Here is a 17,126-nt window from a genome sequence, read left to right as displayed (position 1 = left end):
GACACGTGAACGGGCCGGGGGTTCCACCCTATGCCGCGGCCGCACCGCCCGCGCGCGGGATCCGCCCGGCCACAGCGCGGCCGGGCCCCCGGGACGCCGCCGGCCCCGGAGCGTCCCTGAGGATGCTCCGGGGCCGGCGGGTTCCCCCGTTCCCCCGTACGACCGCCGGAGGCTACTCGGTGGCGATCGCGTTCAGGACGTTCATCCGCCCCGCCCGGAACGCCGGGACCAGTGCGGCGAACAGGCCCACCAGGGCCGAGCCGGCGAAGACCCCGAGGATCGTCGCCCACGGGATCTCCAGCACCTTCAGGCCCTGGAGGGCGAGGAGCTGCTGCGCGGTGGCGCCCCAGCCCATGCCCAGGCCCAGGCCCAGCAGGGCGCCGAAGAGGGCGATGACCACCGACTCCAGGCGGATCATCCGGCGCAGCTGGCGGCGGGAGAGGCCGATGGCGCGCATCAGGCCGATCTCGCGGGTCCGCTCGACGACCGACAGGGCCAGGGTGTTCACGACGCCCAGCACCGCGACGATGATCGCCAGGGCGAGGAGGCCGTAGACCAGGTTGAGCAGCTGGCCGACCTGGTCCCTGAGCTCCTTCTTGTAGTCGGTCTGGTTGCGCACCTTGTACTGCGGATACTCGGCCATGGCCTTCTTCAGCGCCGCGTACGCGCTGTCGGCCTGCCCCTTGTCCGCCTTGGCCAGCAGCATCACCGGACGCGGCAGCTGGTCGGCCGGCACGTTGGCCTCGGCGACGGCGGTGCTGACGTACTTGGCGCCCTTGTCGAGGTTGCCCTCGTCCAGGGTGATCGCCGCGACCCTCAGCTTGACGCTCTTGCCGCCGGTGAAGGCCACGCCGAGCTCGTCGCCGACCTTCACGTGGTGCTTGTCGGCGTACTCGGAGCCGACCGACATCGAGCCGGGGGCGTACGCGTCCTCGTGCTTGCCCGCGACCGTCTTGCGGCGGACGTCCTGGGCGTAGGAGGGGTCGGTGACGCTGAGCCGGTCCTGGGCGGAGGTGCCGTCCGGGACGGTGATCCGCGCCTCGGCCTCGCGGTAGGCGGTGACGTGGTCCAGGCCCTTGACCCCGCGCATGGCCTGCTCGGCCTGCGGCATCAGCGGCTGGGCGCCCTGGGAGGCGACGATGTAGTCGGCGCCGACGGTGCGGTCGAGCTCGTCGGTGGCGGAGGCCACCATGGAGGAGCCGACCACCGACAGGCAGGCCACCAGCGCCAGTCCGATCATCAGCGCAGCGGCGGTGGCCCCCGTACGGCGCGGGTTGCGCAGGGCGTTGCGCTCGGCGAGCCGGCCGACGGAGCCGAAGGGCCGCAGGACGGGCGCGGCGAGCAGCCGGACCACCACACCCGCCAGCAGCGGGCCGATCACGATGAAGCCGATGAGGCTGAACAGGACGCCGACGGCCAGCCAGAGCGAGCCGGCGGCGGCCCGGTCGGCGGAGCCCGCGAGGAACAGGGCCGCGCCGCCGACGGCGGTGAGGAGCAGGCCGAGGACCGCGCGGACCGCGCCGGCCTTGCGGTCGCCGGGGGTGCCGGCGTCGCGCAGGGCGGCCATCGGGGAGACCTTGCCGGCCCGGCGGGCCGGGATGTAGGCGGCGACGACGGTGACCACGGTGCCCAGGACCAGGCCGGCGACCGGGGTCGTCCAGCGGACGGTCAGGTCACCGGTGGACAGGTGCATGCCCATCTGGCCCATCAGCTTCATCAGCCCGACCGCCAGCCCGACGCCCGCCGCGACCCCCGCGGCGGAGCCGACGACACCCAGCAGCAGGGCCTCCAGCAGCACCGAGCGGTTGATCTGGCCCCGGTCGGAGCCGATGGCCCGCATCAGGCCGATCTCGCGGGTGCGCTGGGCGACCAGCATGGAGAAGGTGTTGAAGATCAGGAAGATGCCGACGAGGAAGGCGATGCCGGCGAAGCCGAGCATCACGTACTTCATGACGTCGAGGAAGCCCATGTCCTTCTTGTTGGCGGCCGTGGCCTCCTTGGCGGTCTGCAGCTTGTAGGTGTCCGCGCCGAGGACCGCGGCCACGTTCTTCTTCAGCTGCTCGTCGCTGACGCCGTCCCGGGCGGTGACGCTGACGTGGGTGAAGGTGCCGGGCGCGCCGAGCAGCTTCTCCTGGGCGGTGGCGGTGTCGAAGTAGACGACCGCCGCGCCCGGGTTGGTGACGGTGAAGGAGGCGATACCGCTGATCCGCGCCCGGATGTCACCGGTGACGGCGATGGTGCGCAGCTCGTCGCCGATCTTCAGGTGGTGCTTCTCGGCGGTGTCGGCGTCGATCATCATCTCGGCCGGGCCGCGCGGGGGCCGGCCGGAGCTGATCTTCATGGACTTGAGCTCGCCGTCGGTCCAGTTCCCGGCGATGGTCGGGGCGCCGGTGGTCGAGCCCATGTTCTCGTTCTTGGCGTCGACGACCGTGACGGCCGTCGAGACGACGCCGCCCTCGGCCGACTTCACGCCCTGGGCGCCGCGCACCGTCTCCACGGCCGAGCCGGGCAGCGTCCGCGGGCGGCCGCGGGCGGCGTCGTCCTCGCCGTCGGCGGGGTCCTTGGGGCTGACGGTGACGTCGGAGCTGGTGACGGCGAACAGCTTGTCGAAGGTGGTGTTCATGGTGTCGGTGAACACCAGGGTCCCGCAGACGAAGGCGACGGACAGCAGCACGGCGACGGCGGACAGCGCCATCCGGCCCTTGTGCGCGAAGAAGTTGCGCCGCGCGGTCTTCATGACGGTCACGAGGTCCGCCCGCGCGCGTCGAAGTCCTTCATCCGGTCCAGGACCTGCTCGGCGGTGGGCGCGTACATCTCGTCGACGATGCGGCCGTCGGCCAGGAAGATGACGCGGTCGGCGTAGGAGGCGGCGACCGGGTCATGGGTGACCATCACGATGGTCTGGCCGAGCTCGTCCACCGACTGGCGCAGGAAGCCGAGCACCTCGGCGCCGGCCCGCGAGTCCAGGTTTCCGGTGGGCTCGTCGCCGAAGATGATCGCCGGGCGGGCGGCGAGGGCGCGGGCGACCGCCACACGCTGCTGCTGCCCGCCGGACAGCTCGGTCGGGCGGTGCTTGAGCCGCCCGGCGAGGCCCACGGTCTGCACGACCCGGTCCAGCCACTGCGGGTCGGGCTTGCGGCCCGCTATGTCCATCGGGAGGGTGATGTTCTCCAGGGCGTTCAGCGTCGGCAGGAGGTTGAACGCCTGGAAGATGAAGCCGATCTTGTCGCGGCGCAGCTGGGTGAGCTTCTTGTCCTTCAGGCCGGTGATCTCGGTGTCCTCCAGGTGGATCCGGCCGCTGGTCACCGTGTCCAGGCCCGCCAGGCAGTGCATGAGGGTGGACTTGCCGGAGCCGGACGGGCCCATGATCGCGGTGAACTGGCCGGCGTGGATGTCCACGTCCACGTGGTCGAGGGCGACGACGCGGGTCTCGCCGGAGCCGTACGCCTTGACGACCTGGCGTGCCCGGGCGGCCACGGAGCCGTGGCCCCCGCCGCCGTCGTGCCTGGTCTCGGTCATCGCCGTTGTCACGGTGGTCTCTCCCCCTGTTGGTGTACGCACTCCGGGCGCAGCCCGGCTGCCGCCCATGTGGACCAGTTAAAGAGACGAAAGGACCTTCGGCCTCCTCCGCCGGGACGAAAGGCCCCTGGGCCGAAATGCTGAGGGACCCCTAGGGGTCGTCCCCCGTCCGGCGGACCGGAGGTAGGGGACACCGGACCCGGGGCAACCGGGTGGAGGTGAGGACACCGGACCCGGGGAACCCGCATGAGACGGGGATTCCGCCGGGCGCACCCCGGGTGAGAGGGTGTCTGCGCGTCGGGCGAAGGGGGAATGCGGTGGAGACCGACAAGAGCGGGGGCGCGGCTCCCGGCGGGGAGCCGGCCGGCACCCCGGGAGCCGGGGGAAACGTTTCCGCCGGGGAGACGGAGGGCGGCGGAAACGCTTCCCCAGACGAGGCGGGGCCGGGAGGAAACGTTTCCACCGGCCAGGCGGACGCCGGCACCCCGGCACCGGGCCGGCCACCGGCCCGGGTCGTCGCGGCGCTGATGATGTCCATGGCCCTGGTCGCCCTCGACACCACGATCGTCTCCACCGCCGTCCCCCAGATCGTCGGGGACATCGGCGGCTTCTCGGTCTTCTCCTGGCTCTTCTCCGGCTACCTCCTCGCCGTCACCGTCACCCTCCCCGTCTACGGCAAGCTCAGCGACACCTTCGGCCGCAAACCGGTCCTCCTCTTCGGCACGGCCCTCTTCCTGGCCGGCTCCCTGCTCTGCGCCTCCGCCTGGAGCATGGGCGCGCTGATCGCCTTCCGGATCGTGCAGGGCCTGGGCGGCGGCGCCCTGCAGAGCACCGTGCAGACCCTCGCCGCCGACCTGTACCCGCTGCGCGAACGCCCCCGCATCCAGGCCCGGATGACCACCGTCTGGGCCGGCTGCGCGCTCATCGGCCCGGCCCTCGGCGGCCTGATCGCCGGTTACGCCGGCTGGCGCTGGACCTTCCTGGTCAACGTGCCGATGGCCGGGCTGGCCCTGTGGCTGACCGCCCGCCACCTGCGCGAACCCCGCCGCGCCCCCGCCCACCGGGGCCCGGTGGACTGGGCGGGGGCGCTGCTGATCTTCGCGTGCGGCGGGCTGCTGCTGTTCGCCCTGGTCCAGGGCGGCGTCGCCTGGCCCTGGCTGTCGGCGCCCTCGCTGGGGCTGCTGGGCGCGAGCGCGGTGCTGGCGGCGGCCGTCGTCCGGGTGGAGCGGCGGGCCGCCGACCCGGTCCTGCCCGGGTGGGTGTGGCGCCGGCGGACCATCGCCGCCGTCAACCTGGCGATGGGGGCGCTGGGGCTGCTGATGGTCGCCCCGATGGTGTTCATGCCCACCTACGCCCAGTCCGTCCTCGGCCTCGGGCCGGTGGGGGCGGGGCTGGTGGCGGCCCTGATGACGCTGAGCTGGCCCCTGTCGGCCGCCGTCTGCCAGCACGTGTACCGCAGGATCGGCTTCCGTGACACCGCCGCCCTGGGCATGGGGCTGGCCGCGCTGGTCCTGTTCGCCTTCACTTTGCTGCCCTACCCCGCCCCCGTCTGGCAGCCCGCGCTGATCATGCTGCTGCTCGGCGCCGCGCTCGGGCTGTTCCAGCTGCCGCTGGTGATGGGCGTGCAGTCCACGGTCGACTGGGCCGAACGCGGCACGACCACCGCCTCCGTGCTGTTCTGCCGCACCGTCGGCCAGGCCGTGGGGGCCGCGCTGATGGGGGCGGTGGCCAACGCCACCGTCGCCTCCCGGCTGGCGCGGGAGTCCCTGCCAGGGCTGCCGCACCGGCTGGACGACGTATCCCGCGCCCTGGCCGAGCCGGGCAGCCTCTCGCGGGCCGCGTCCGAGCACCTGCGGGGGGCGGTGGCGGCCGCGGTGCACCACATCTTCCTCGGCGCGGCGTTCGCCGGGGTGGCGGCGCTGCTGGTGCTGCTGCTCGTAGCGCCCAGGCGGTTCCCCGTCCTGCCGGAACACCGATGACCACCGATTGACAACTTGTCATGCCCCGCCTTTCCGGGTGAGGCTCTCCCCACGACCGCATCCCGGGGGGAACCACATGACATCCGCACTCTGCGCACTGGCCTTACTCGCCGCCCTGGCCGGCCCCCTCGCACTGCGCCTGTACCGCAATCCGGGCTTCGTCACCGGACGCGACGGCCGGCTCTCCACCTCCACGACCCTGGCACTGGCCTGGACCGTCATCCTGGTCTGGCTGCTGCTCGCCTGCCTCGGCTACGGGCTGACGGCGGGCGGCGGCATCGGCTGGTTCCGCGGCGCACACGGCCCGCTCTCCGCCCTCACCTCCGTCTACCTCCCGCTGCTCGGCGGCCCGTACCTCGCCCTGATCGGGGCGAAGACGGTCGTCGGGATCCGGGTGGAGAACGGCACCCTGGCCAAACCCGCCCCGAAACCCAGCGACACCGGGCGCCGGCCCCTGCGGGAGCTCATCGCCAACGACAGCGGCCGCACCGACCTCATGGACCTCCAGTACGTGGCCCTGAGCGCGGTGACGATGCTCTACGTCGTCCTCTTCTTCCTCTCCGACGTGAGCGCGGGCCTGCCCGACCTGCCGTCCGAGATCTGGGCGCTGACCGGCGCTCCGGCGGGGGCCTACCTGGTCAACAAGTTGGCCACCCGCGGCAACCCGGTGATCACCCACGCCACCGTCACCGACGGCCTGCTCACCGTCGAGGGCGGCGGCTTCACCGCCCCCCGCCTGACGGTGAACGACACCGAGCTCCCCACCACCCAGAACCCCACGACGGGCGCCCTCGCGGCCCCCCTCCCCCCGGCCGCACAGCCGCCGCTCACGCTGGTGGTCACCTCCCGCGGCCTGCGCAGCGACCCGTACCACTACCCGCCGCCGGCCGGGGGCGGGGCCGGCGTCGGCGTCGGTGGCGGCAGCGGCAGCGGCAGCGGCAGCGCCTGAGGGTTCCGCGGCCGGGGGGAGGCCCGGCCGCCGCCAAGGCCCGCCCGGGCGAGGGCGGGCCCTACCCCTCCGCCGGTGCCCGCCCCGTCAGGGCGGCCAGGCTGGAGCGGACGTGGCTCATGTGCGCCCGCATCTCCTCCTGCGCCTCCGCGTGTTCGCGCAGGATCCGCTCCGTCTCCCGCCCCACCCGCTCCTGCCGCACCCGCGCCTGCGCCACCAGCTCAGCCGCCCGCGCCTCCGCGTCCTCCTGCCCGTGCCGCGCCGCCTCCTCCGCCTCGGCGAACCCCCGCCGCGCCTGAGCCAGCCGCGCCTGCACCTCCCGCTCCCGCTCGGCGTACCACGCCTCCTGCTCGGCCTCCCGCGCCGCCGCCTCCCGCACGGCCGCGTCCCACCGCTCCGCCTGGTCCTGCTCCAGCTCCGCCAGCAGCGCCTGCGCACGCCGCCGCGCCTCCGCCAGCCCCGCCTGGGCCTCGGCCCGCCACCCCTCCGCGTCCTCGCGGGCCTTCGCCCGTACCTCGTCCGCCTCCCGCTGGGCCCGCAACAGCCCCTGACGCGCCCGCACCTCGGTCTGCTCCCGCACCGCCTCGGCGTCATGCCGGGCCAGCTCCGCCACCCGCTCGGCGTACGCCTCGGCCGCCCCCGCCGCCTCCACCGCGTCCGCCCGCGCCTCGGCCCGCAGGACCTCCGCCTCCTCCTGGGCCAGCGCCAGGATCCGCCGGGCCCGCTCGCTCAGCTCGTCGTACGTCTGCGGGGCCAGCGCCGCCACCACCGCGCGCAGCCGCTCCGCCTCCTGCTCCATCTGCCGCGTCAGGACGGTCAGCCGCGCCACCCGCTCCCACGCCTCGTCCCGGCTGCCGGCCAGCCGGGCGACGTACCGGTCGACGTCCTGCGGCCGGTAACCGCGGCCGCCGCGCACGGTCGAGAAACCCTGAGGTCCGTGAGGTGACATGGGTGCACTCATCCTGGAAGCGCCTCTCTCGCGGGGATTCCCGTCAAGGATGCGTCATTTGCGGCCAGAAGCCTGAATGGCCGGGCCGCGCCCCCCTTCGGGGGAGCCCGGCCCGGCCATTCATACGATCAACACACCTGCCCGGTTCAGAGCAGTCCGTCCCACATCTGCTCCAGCAGCACCGACCACCAGCTCTCCGGCGACGCCAGCGCCGCACTGTCGAGCCCCGCCAGATTCGCCTGGAAATCGACGGTCCAGCGCCCGGCCTGTTCCGGCGTCAGGTGCTGTCGCAGCCGCCACATCTGACCCAGCATCGCCAGCGACCGCGCGAACTGCGGAAGGCTCGAATTGACGAACTGCGGCGGCACGGGCGCCCCGCCGGGACCGGCCTCCACCGGCACCGCCACGATGTGCGCCGTCCCGTACTGCACGCACAGCGCCTTGCCGAAGTCGCTGCCGATCACCAGGTACGAGCCCGCGTCCGACGCCGGCTGCACCTGCCGCTGCGCCGCCAGCTCGGCCAGGGTCGGCACCGGCTGCCCGGGCACGGCCTGCGCCCAGAAGAACGGCCCGAAATCGACCGGCAGACCCGCCCACATCAGGGTCTGCGCCACGATCTCCGGCACGCCCTGGCGCGACACCGCCCGCTGGTCGAAACGGAACACCCCCTGCGGCCCGAACGCCCCGGCCAGCTCCTGCGCGATCGCGTCCATCGGGATCGCCGGCTGGAGCGGGACCTGCGGCAGCGGCGCCCGGACCGGCGCCGGACGCGCCGGCCCGTCCGCCACCTGGTGCAGCTCACCCTGATGGGTGAGCAGGTGCCGCATCCCCTGCTGGCGACCGGCGTGGTCGGTCCCGTACGGGGCCACGCTCGTGATCCGCACCTGCGGCCACGTCTCCCGGATCATCCGGGCGCAGTAACCGCCGGGCAGCTCGCAGGAGGCCAGCTCGGTGTGCAGCTCCAGCACCTGCTGGGGCGGCACGTTCATCGCGCGGAGCTCGTACAGGATCTGCCACTCGGGGTGCGGGGTACCGGGCGCCGAGCGGCGGATGAGCTGCTGCTCGGAGCCGTCGGGCGCACGGTAGCGGAGCACGGCCTGGTAGCCGGGGCCGACCGTGGGCAGCCCGGACGGGGCCTGCGGCTGCCCCGCCGGACCCCCGGGCGGCGCGGACGGCGGCCCGGGCGGCGGAACGGTCCCGGGCCCGGCCAGCATCGTCGCGGCATGCTGCACCCCACCGCCGAGCGAACCCCCGGGCGCACCGGGCGCACCGGGCGGCCCCGGCGGCGCGGGCGGCTGCACGACGGCGGGACCGGCCAGCATCGTCGCGGCATGGTCCAGCCCGCCGCCGGGAACACCGGGAGGCGCGGGCGGGGCCGACGGCGCACCGGGAGCCCCGGGCGGCGCGGGCGGCTGCGCGACGGCGGGACCGGCCAGCATCGTCGCGGCGTGCTGCAGCCCACCCCCGAGCGAACCCCCAGGGGCTCCGGGAGGCGCGGGCGGCGGCGGAGGCCCGGGCTGCCCGGGCGCACCGGGCGGCCCCGGCGGACCCGGCGGCTGGGGCGGTCCCACGACGGCCGGACCGGCCAGCATCGTCGCGGCATGGTCCAGCCCGCCCCCGAGCGAACCCGAACCAGGAGCAGCCGGAGCCCCGGGAGGCCCCGGGGGCGCGGGCGGCGCCCCGGGCGGCGGCACGGCTCCGGGCCCGGCCAGCATCGTCGCGGCATACGCCCCACCTCCGGGCGCCCCAGGAGCCCCCACAGGCGCACCCGGTGCCCCTGGCGGCGCAGGCGGCACCGGAGCCCCGGGCGCACCGGGAGCACCGGGAGCACCGGGAGCACCGGGAGCACCAGAACCCGCACCCGCACCCGGCGCCCCAGAGGAACCAGACCCCCAAGGCCCACCAGACACACCAGCGCCCGAAGCCCCAGGCGCGCCAGGCGCACCGGGCGCGCCAGGCGCACCAGATCCGGGACCCCCGGTCGGCACCCCCGGAACCGGCGGCACCGGCGGCTGCGGGCCGGCGCCCTGCGGCACCCCGCCCACCGGCGTGCCGCCGTCCCGCCCGGCCTCGGCCGGGAAGTCCAGCGCCGGGGCGATGGCGGTCCTGGGCAGCTGGCTGCCCCCCGCCATCAGCGTGGTCTTGGCCTCCGGACCCACCCCGGAGGAGACCGGGGCGTCATCCAGGTCGGAACCCGACAGCGCCGGCGCGAACACCGTCGCGGGCAGCGGTACGGAAGCGTCGTCGGCCCCGGGGTTCACATCCGTCCCGGCCCACGGCGTGGACCCGGCCGGCACCCCGTCGCCGCTCCCACGCCCCGACGGAACGGCATCCGACACCCCAGCACCGGCACCGGCGCCCACACCGGCACCGGCACCCGAAGGACCGGCCCCGGCACCCGCACCCGCACCCGAAGAACCGGAAGAACCCGCACCGGAAGAACCCGCACCGGAAGACCCGGCACCGACCCCAGCCCCAGAACCCGCACCCACCGGCGGAATCCCCGCCCGGTCGGCCGCCTCCTGCAGCCACTCCGGCGGACTCAGGATGAACGACGTCTGCTCCGAGTCGATCCGCGGCGGCGGAACCGACGCCTCCGAAGCCGCCGCGGCAGCGGCCCCGTACTCCTCCTCGTACCGCCGGATCACCTCACCCACCGGCAGCCCCGGCCACAGCGTCACCTCACCGCTGTCCCGCGCGATGACCAGCCGCTGCCGCCCACCGCCCGACACCGGACCCCCGGCCCGGTCCTCCGCCCACACGACGAAGCCCAGCCCGAACTCCCGTACCCGCACCTCACGCTGCTGGTACCCGGGCACGTCCCCGTTGATCCACTCCTCGGCGCGCTCCTGCGCCTGCGCGAACGTCACCACGGCGCGCTCACCCCTCACCCATGCCGGTGTCAGCCACCGGAACCGACTCCGACACTGCAACCGAGCGTGCGAATCCGCCGTCCACCATCAGACCGGCCACCGTCTCCAGCTCCGGCGGGTTCCCCGCCAACCGCTCCAGGAAGGCATCGAAATCGGCACCGCACGGCAGCAACAGCCGCTCCACGCGCTCCTGCACCGACCAGCCGTCCCGGTCGCGCGCGTCGTCGTACGGGGAGAACCAGACGGAACCGGCCTGCTCACCGCGGACCTTCACCGCGAGCAGCCCGCCCTGCACGAAGGCCACGCACAGGTAGTCCTTCGTCAGGTGGTCCCGCAGACACTTGTTGATGTAGACGAGGTCGTTGACCGCCGCCTCCTCACGCACCGTGAAGAACGGCTGGTCCACCAGCATCCCCAGCTCCACGAACAGCCCCGCGCCCACCGGCGCGCACCCGCCCGCCGCCTTCAGGAACGAGCGGTACGCCTCCGGCAGCCGGTACCCGAGGTCCTCCTCGACCCCCTGGACCTGCGCCTCCGACACCGACACCAGGGACTTCGGCAGCCCCAGGTGCACCGGCCGCACCTCCTGGAGCGGACGCCCGCCGCGCTTGTCGTGGTCCACCGGAGCCGTCGCCAGACCCGCGTGGTGCCGCAGCAGCGCCTTCACCTCGACGGGAACCAGCTCCATCCGCCGCGAACCCGCCACGTGGTGCCAGGTCCAGCCGTGCGGAGTCGCCACCGGTCCGACCGTGTCCCACAGGGGATGGCCCGCCGCGCGCATCGCCGCGTTGGCGGACACGCAGTCCGTCAGCCGCAACTCGTCCGCGCCGAAACCCTCCGGGGGCTCGGCGATCTCCACGGCCGCACGCGCGTACCGCGAGAAGTCGGGATGACCGTCCCCGTCCATCCGCACCCCGTGGGGATGCCGAGCGGCCCGGACCGGGTCCGGGAAATGCACGACCTGCCCCGCGTACGCGGCGTTGGGTGGCACGGCCTGCTGCCCGAGCCGACCTGTCGTCATGGTGGTGGCCCCCTGCTGGATCTGGCTGGTTCACCACAGCCTATGCGCTCCGGCAAGACCCCCACCCGCCCCCGATCCCCACGGGGGCGTGCGCGACGGGAACATCCGAATTGATACGAATATTCGACCCCGCTTCCACACGACAGCGGACATTTGACAGGCTGTCCCCGCGACACGGGGGCGTGCGCGACCGCGGCCACCACCGCCGCCACGGGAGGGAAGAGGCACCATGCAGACAGCGACCACGCACCACCTGACACCCCGCCCGGACGGCGGACAGCACACCGAAGCCGGTCCCGCCGGCGACCCGCGCCTGCGCTGGAGCACCGCGGCCGGCCCGCACACCGCGCCCCTGCTGCGCTTCCGCCGCGACGGGATCCTGCCCACCGTCGCCGCCGCCCTCTCCGTACGCGGCGAAACCCTCACCGGCACCGCCGGCAAGGGCGAGCAGCCGCCCGTCCTGCACCCCCTCGTCCAGGACTTCCTCGACACCCTCACCAGCGGCCAGCGGGAACGCTTCACCGGCCGCTGCCCCGAGGCGATACTCCTCTCCCGCCACCTCACCACCGTCGAAGGCGCCCGCAGCAGACGCGCCTCCCGCAAACCCCTCACCGCCGGCGAAGCCCGCCGCGCACTGAAGCACGCCAAGATCACCGCCCGCCGCATCCGCGAGGACGGCGACCCGCTGCACGGCAGCTACGCACCCCCCTGCCGCTCCTGCAACGCGCTCCTCACCCACTTCGGCGTACGCCCCGTCGACCTCACCCAGCCCGAGTAGCCACGATGACCACCCCTTCAGCCTCCGCAGCCCCCGGCGCCGCCTCCTACGGCCGCTCCTCCGCCACCCGTTTCCCCGTCGGCGTCGACGCCGCCCTGCGCACCGCCGGCTGGGAACCCGGCCGCTGGGACATCAAGCAGGCCGAGTACTGGGCCGACGCCCTGCGCGACCACACCACCCCGGCCGGCCACCGCCACACCGTCTTCCCCGCCGCCGTCGAAGCCTGGGCCGAATTCGGCGGCCTGACCGTCACCGCCCCCGGGCCGGGCCGCCAGATAGCCCCGACCCCCGTCCGCCTCGACCCCCTCACCGGGCTCCACCTCGCCCGCACCTTCGCCGACCTCGGACGAGCCCTCTCCACCGAACTCTGCCCCCTCGGCTCCGACACCGCCGGCGGCGCGCACCTGGCCATCGACCGCGAAGGCCGCACCTACCTCGTCGACCACACCGGCGACTGGTACCTCGGCGCCACCCTCGACGAGGCCCTCACCCTGCTCCTCACCGGCCTCCAGCCCACCCGCCTCACCACCGGCCCCTGACCACGGCCCCCGGGGGCGGGGCTACCGGCACGGCAACACCGCCGACACCCTGAACCCGCCCCCGTCCGTCGGCCCCGACACGAACACCCCGCCCAGCGCCAGCACCCGCTCCCGCATCCCCACCAGCCCGTTGCCCCCGCTCGGCAGATCCGCGCCCCGCGCCTCCCCCTCGCACGGCCCGTTCTCCACCTGCATGGCCACCTCCCCCTCCCGGTGCGCCAGCCGTACGACCACCCGGGCGCCCGGAGCGTGCTTGTGGCAGTTGGTCAGCGCCTCCTGCACCACCCGGTACGCCGTCTGCTCCACCTCCGCGGGATACGCGCCCCGCTCCCCCTGCACCACCACCTCCACGCTCATCCCCGCGGCCCGCGACTGCCCCACCAGCACCTCCAGCTCCGCCAGCGAAGGCCCGTCGTCCCCCAGGGGAGCCACCGGAGCCTCGGGCACCACCGCGGCCGCGGAAGTCACCGCCGTCACCGACGGCTTCTCCGGCGCCCGCAGCACCCCCAGCATCTCCCGCAGCTCCGTCAACGCCTGACGCCCCATGTCACCCACCAGCGCCGCGTTCCGCACCGCCTTCTCGGGGTCCTTGCGCGCCACCGCCTGCAACGCCGCCGCATGGACCACCATCAGCGACACCCGGTGCGCCACCACGTCGTGCATCTCCCGCGCGATCCGCGTCCGCTCCTCCTGACGCGCCCACTCGGCCCGCTCCTCCGCCCGGTCCGCCAGCAGCGACAACTCCCGCTCCAGCGAGTCCGCCCGCTCCTGCAGGCTCTCCATCAGCCGCCGCCGCGCCCCCACGTACAGCCCGAGCAGCACCGGCGGCACGGTCAGCGCCACCGCCATGAACGCGGACAGCACGAAGACCAGCGCGCCCTCCCCGTCCACGTCCCCCCGGGTCCTCAGGTACGTGACGACGAACGTCCCCGCCAGCGACATCGAGGCCAGCGTGGCGGTGATCCGCCGCGGCACCTCGCACGCGGCCAGCGTGTACAGCCCCACCACCCCGAGCAGGAACCCCATCGCCGCCGGTGTCACCGCGATCCCCACCAGCACCACGGCGACCGGCCACCGCCGCCGCAGCACCAGCACGGCCCCCACCACGACCCCGAACACCACGCCGAGCGCCACCGGCAGCCCGGCCTCACGCGCGAACGGCACCCCCTCCACCGCGCACTCGACGGCCGACACCAAGGCCAGCCCCCCGTCGAGCACGGCCCCCCGCCGCCGCCCCCACCACCAGGGCCCGCCCCGCTCTTCCCCCGTACCGGTCATACGGCCCAGCGTACGCAGCACCCCCACCACGGACACGAACGGAATTCCGGCGAACGCGGGGCAATCGCACGTAGGACTGAACCGCCCGCGACCGAGACCTGAATCCGACATCGCGGCCGCCGAGGAGTACTGGACCCGCCTCGTCGGCGCGGAACCGAGTCAGCTCGCCAAAACCACGCTGAAGAAACACGCCCCCAAGACCACCCGCAAGAACGTGGGTGGGAACTACCGCGGCTGCCTGGTTCTTTACGTGAGCCAAAGCGCCGACATCTACCGTCGCATCGAGGGTGCCTGGTACGGCATAGTAGGGGCGGCCAGCGCGAATCTGGACACCTAAATGTCCGGTTCGGGTTGATTTACCCTCCCCTGTGGTGTAATGGCAGCACTGAGGTTTTTGGTACCTTATGTCCGGGTTCGAATCCTGGCAGGGGAGCATGCCCAAGTTCGGGTCCTGACCCAGCGGTCGGGACCCGGCTTCGTTTCCGGCCCGTGACCCCCCGCTATCCTTCACGGGTCCACCCCCGAAGCCGAAGGGCACACCCGTGAGCGCAACCCGCCCGGCAGCCGTCGTCGTACTCGCAGCGGGTGAGGGCACCCGCATGAAGTCGGCCACTCCCAAGGTCCTGCACGAGATCTGCGGGCGCTCGCTCGTCGGTCACGTGGTCGCCGCCTCCCGCGAGCTCGACCCGACCCACCTCGTGGTCGTCGTGGGCCACGCCCGCGAGCAGGTGACCGCGCACCTCGCCGGCATCGACGCCGGCGTCCGCACCGCCACCCAGTACGAGCAGAACGGCACCGGCCACGCCGTCCGGATGGCCCTCGAAGAGCTCGGCGGCCCGCTCACCGGCACCGTCATCGTCGTCTGCGGCGACACCCCGCTGCTCACCGGCGCGACCCTGCGCGCCCTCGCGGACACCCACGAGGCCGACGGCAACGCCGTCACCGTCCTGACCGCCGAGGTCCCCGACTCCACCGGCTACGGCCGGATCGTCCGCGACGAGGCCACCGGCGCCGTCACGGCCATCGTCGAGCACAAGGACGCCACCGACGCCCAGCGCGCCATCCGCGAGATCAACTCCGGGGTCTTCGCCTTCGACGGCACCCTCCTCGCCGACGCCCTCGGCAAGGTCCGCACCGACAACAGCCAGGGCGAGGAGTACCTCACCGACGTCCTCGGGATCCTGCGCGAGGCCGGCCACCGCGTCGGCGCCGCGGTCGGCGGCGACCACCGGGAGATCCTCGGGATCAACAACCGGGTCCAGCTGGCCGAGGCGCGCGCGCTGCTGAACGCGCGTCTGCTGGAGCGGGCGATGCTCGCCGGTGTGACGGTCGTGGACCCGGCGGGGACCTTCGTCGACGTGGGCGTCACCTTCGGGCAGGACGCGCTGATCCACCCCGGCACCCAGCTGCTGGGCGCGACGCACATCGGCGAGGGCGCCGAGGTCGGCCCGAACACCCGTCTGAAGGACACCCGGGTGGGCGCGGGCGCCCGCGTGGACAACACGGTGGCGGACGGCGCGGTGATCGGCGACCAGGCGTCGGTCGGCCCGTTCGCGTACCTGCGTCCGGGGACGAACCTGGGGCTGAAGGCGAAGGCCGGCACGTACGTCGAGATGAAGAACGCGACGATCGGCGAGGGGACGAAGGTCCCGCACCTGTCCTACGTCGGGGACGCGACCATCGGCGAGTACACGAACATCGGCGCGGCGAGCGTCTTCGTGAACTACGACGGCGAGCACAAGCACCACACCACCGTCGGCTCACATTGCAAGACGGGTTCGGACAACATGTTTGTGGCGCCGGTCACGATCGGGGACGGTGCCTACACGGCTGCCGGCTCGGTGATCACGAAGGACGTTCCGGCGGGTGCGCTGGCCGTGGCACGCGGTCAGCAGCGGAATATCGAGGGTTGGGTGGCCCGCAAGCGGCCCGGGAGCGCGGCGGCCACGGCGGCGCAGTCCTCGTCCGAGAAGGACTGAGTCCACCGCTGAGGTGAACTGACCGGAAACGAGTGCGCCCGCGACGGCGTACCGTGATAGGTGCACGCAATTCGGCTGGCTCACCGTGTGCGGGACGGACGCGCACGGGGGCGAGCAGCTTTTCACACGTCTGAGGAGACAGTGCTGTGACCGGGATCAAGACGACCGGCGAGAAGAAGCTGATGCTCTTCTCCGGCCGCGCCCACCCCGAGCTGGCCGAGGAGGTGGCGCACCAGCTGGGGGTCAGTCTGGTGCCGACCAAGGCTTTCGACTTCGCGAACGGTGAGATCTACGTCCGCTTCCAGGAGTCGGCTCGTGGCGCGGACTGCTTCCTGATCCAGAGCCACACGGCTCCGATCAACAAGTGGATCATGGAGCAGCTGATCATGATCGACGCGCTGAAGCGTGCGTCGGCTCGCTCCATCACGGTGATCATCCCGTCGTACGGGTATGCCCGCCAGGACAAGAAGCACAAGGGCCGTGAGCCGATCTCGGCGCGTCTGGTGGCGGATCTGCTGAAGACGGCCGGTGCGGACCGGATCCTGACGGTGGACCTGCACACGGACCAGATCCAGGGCTTCTTCGACGGCCCGGTGGACCACCTGTCGGCGCTGAACGTCCTCGCGGACTACGTGGGCGCCAAGGTGGACCGCAGCAAGCTGACGGTGGTCTCGCCGGACGCGGGCCGGGTGCGCGTGGCCGACCGCTGGTGCGACCGTCTGGACGCTCCGCTGGCGATCGTGCACAAGCGGCGTGACAAGGACGTGGCCAACCAGGTGACGGTCCACGAGGTCGTCGGTGAGGTCAAGGGCCGCGTCTGCGTGCTGGTCGACGACATGATCGACACGGGCGGCACGATCTGCGCCGCGGCCGACGCGCTGTTCGCGCACGGCGCGGAGGACGTGATCGTGACGGCGACGCACGGCATCCTCTCGGGTCCGGCGGCCGACCGCCTGAAGAACTCGAAGGTGAGCGAGTTCATCTTCACGAACACGCTGCCCGACCCCTCGGACCTGGAGCTCGACAAGATCACGGTGCTGTCGATCGCGCCGATGATCGCGCGTGCGGTGCGTGAGGTCTTCGAGGACGGTTCGGTGACGAGCCTGTTCGAGGAGCAGCAGTAGGCCGTAGGGCCTGCGCGGTAGATCCTTTTGGGCGCGGCCTCCCCCGCCGGGTACACTCGACGAGTTGCTCGGCGAGGGAGGCCGTACCTGTTTTCCGGTACGGACGCTCCGTTATCGACGCGCTCTTCGTAGCAGGCC

At 73.4% G+C, this 17,126-nt stretch carries 12 protein-coding genes, 1 tRNA gene and 1 pseudogene; 8 read left to right on the top strand and 6 right to left on the bottom strand.

Translation table 11 applies throughout. The annotated features are described in order from the left end of the window. Positions 1–172: 172 nt before the first annotated feature. Complete coding sequence (locus ABZ716_RS16410) at positions 173–2,746, bottom strand: FtsX-like permease family protein (protein ID WP_358959580.1); 2,574 nt, start codon at positions 2,744–2,746, stop codon at positions 173–175. Further along, the gene (locus ABZ716_RS16405; protein WP_351882802.1) at positions 2,743–3,531 is read right to left on the bottom strand and encodes an ABC transporter ATP-binding protein; all 789 of its coding nucleotides are present in this window, start codon (positions 3,529–3,531) and stop codon (positions 2,743–2,745) included. Before ABZ716_RS16405 ends, ABZ716_RS16410 begins: the two co-directional genes overlap by 4 nt. A 305-nt stretch (positions 3,532–3,836) precedes the next feature. On the opposite strand from ABZ716_RS16405, the gene ABZ716_RS16400 reads away from it, so the two are divergent. Continuing rightward, on the top strand, positions 3,837–5,498 hold the full coding sequence (locus ABZ716_RS16400; protein WP_358959578.1) for an MDR family MFS transporter: 1,662 nt from the start codon (positions 3,837–3,839) through the stop codon (positions 5,496–5,498). 76 nt (positions 5,499–5,574) lie between these two features. Beyond that, complete coding sequence (locus ABZ716_RS16395) at positions 5,575–6,447, top strand: hypothetical protein (RefSeq protein WP_358959576.1); 873 nt, start codon at positions 5,575–5,577, stop codon at positions 6,445–6,447. 61 nt (positions 6,448–6,508) lie between these two features. Here the strand turns inward: ABZ716_RS16395 and ABZ716_RS16390 are convergent, their stop codons facing one another. The 3 genes from ABZ716_RS16390 to ABZ716_RS16380 form a co-directional block, all read right to left on the bottom strand. Beyond that, positions 6,509–7,396 carry a cellulose-binding protein gene (locus ABZ716_RS16390; RefSeq protein WP_358959574.1) on the bottom strand — a complete coding sequence of 296 codons (888 nt, stop codon included), beginning with the start codon at positions 7,394–7,396 and terminating at the stop codon, positions 6,509–6,511. Positions 7,397–7,542: 146 nt separating this feature from the next. Further along, the gene (locus ABZ716_RS16385; protein WP_358959572.1) at positions 7,543–10,269 is read right to left on the bottom strand and encodes an SUKH-4 family immunity protein; all 2,727 of its coding nucleotides are present in this window, start codon (positions 10,267–10,269) and stop codon (positions 7,543–7,545) included. Between the two features lie 7 nt (positions 10,270–10,276). Next, positions 10,277–11,290, bottom strand: a complete 1,014-nt coding sequence (locus tag ABZ716_RS16380) for an SMI1/KNR4 family protein (RefSeq protein WP_358811261.1) — start codon at positions 11,288–11,290, stop codon at positions 10,277–10,279. 229 nt (positions 11,291–11,519) lie between these two features. Between ABZ716_RS16380 and ABZ716_RS16375 the strand changes: the two genes are divergently transcribed. Both ABZ716_RS16375 and ABZ716_RS16370 read left to right on the top strand, forming a co-directional pair. Further along, complete coding sequence (locus ABZ716_RS16375; protein ID WP_358959569.1) at positions 11,520–12,068, top strand: YwqJ-related putative deaminase; 549 nt, start codon at positions 11,520–11,522, stop codon at positions 12,066–12,068. A gap of 5 nt (positions 12,069–12,073) precedes the next feature. Further along, positions 12,074–12,607, top strand: coding sequence for an SUKH-3 domain-containing protein (locus ABZ716_RS16370; protein ID WP_351882788.1), 534 nt, complete (start codon positions 12,074–12,076; stop codon positions 12,605–12,607). A gap of 21 nt (positions 12,608–12,628) precedes the next feature. Here ABZ716_RS16370 and ABZ716_RS16365 read toward each other — a convergent pair whose 3' ends face one another. Further along, the gene (locus tag ABZ716_RS16365; protein WP_358959566.1) at positions 12,629–13,885 is read right to left on the bottom strand and encodes a histidine kinase; all 1,257 of its coding nucleotides are present in this window, start codon (positions 13,883–13,885) and stop codon (positions 12,629–12,631) included. A 103-nt stretch (positions 13,886–13,988) separates the two neighbouring features. Here ABZ716_RS16365 and ABZ716_RS16360 point away from each other — a divergent pair. The 4 genes and pseudogenes from ABZ716_RS16360 to ABZ716_RS16345 form a co-directional block, all read left to right on the top strand. Next, positions 13,989–14,222 (top strand): annotated as a pseudogene (locus tag ABZ716_RS16360) (hypothetical protein); the annotation flags it as partial. Between the two features lie 25 nt (positions 14,223–14,247). Then, a tRNA-Gln gene (locus ABZ716_RS16355) sits at positions 14,248–14,318 on the top strand. Between the two features lie 109 nt (positions 14,319–14,427). Next, entirely contained in the window at positions 14,428–15,864 is a 1,437-nt protein-coding gene (gene glmU / locus ABZ716_RS16350) for a bifunctional UDP-N-acetylglucosamine diphosphorylase/glucosamine-1-phosphate N-acetyltransferase GlmU (RefSeq protein ID WP_358811265.1), read from the top strand. A 146-nt stretch (positions 15,865–16,010) separates the two neighbouring features. Further along, the gene (locus ABZ716_RS16345; RefSeq protein ID WP_351882780.1) at positions 16,011–16,988 is read left to right on the top strand and encodes a ribose-phosphate diphosphokinase; all 978 of its coding nucleotides are present in this window, start codon (positions 16,011–16,013) and stop codon (positions 16,986–16,988) included. Positions 16,989–17,126: the final 138 nt, after the last annotated feature.

Source organism: Streptomyces sp. NPDC006687 (assembly GCF_040636215.1).
GTDB lineage: Bacteria > Actinomycetota > Actinomycetes > Streptomycetales > Streptomycetaceae > Streptomyces.
The sequence above is the reverse complement of the archived record's forward strand: the minus strand, read 5'-3'. Positions and strand labels throughout refer to the sequence as shown.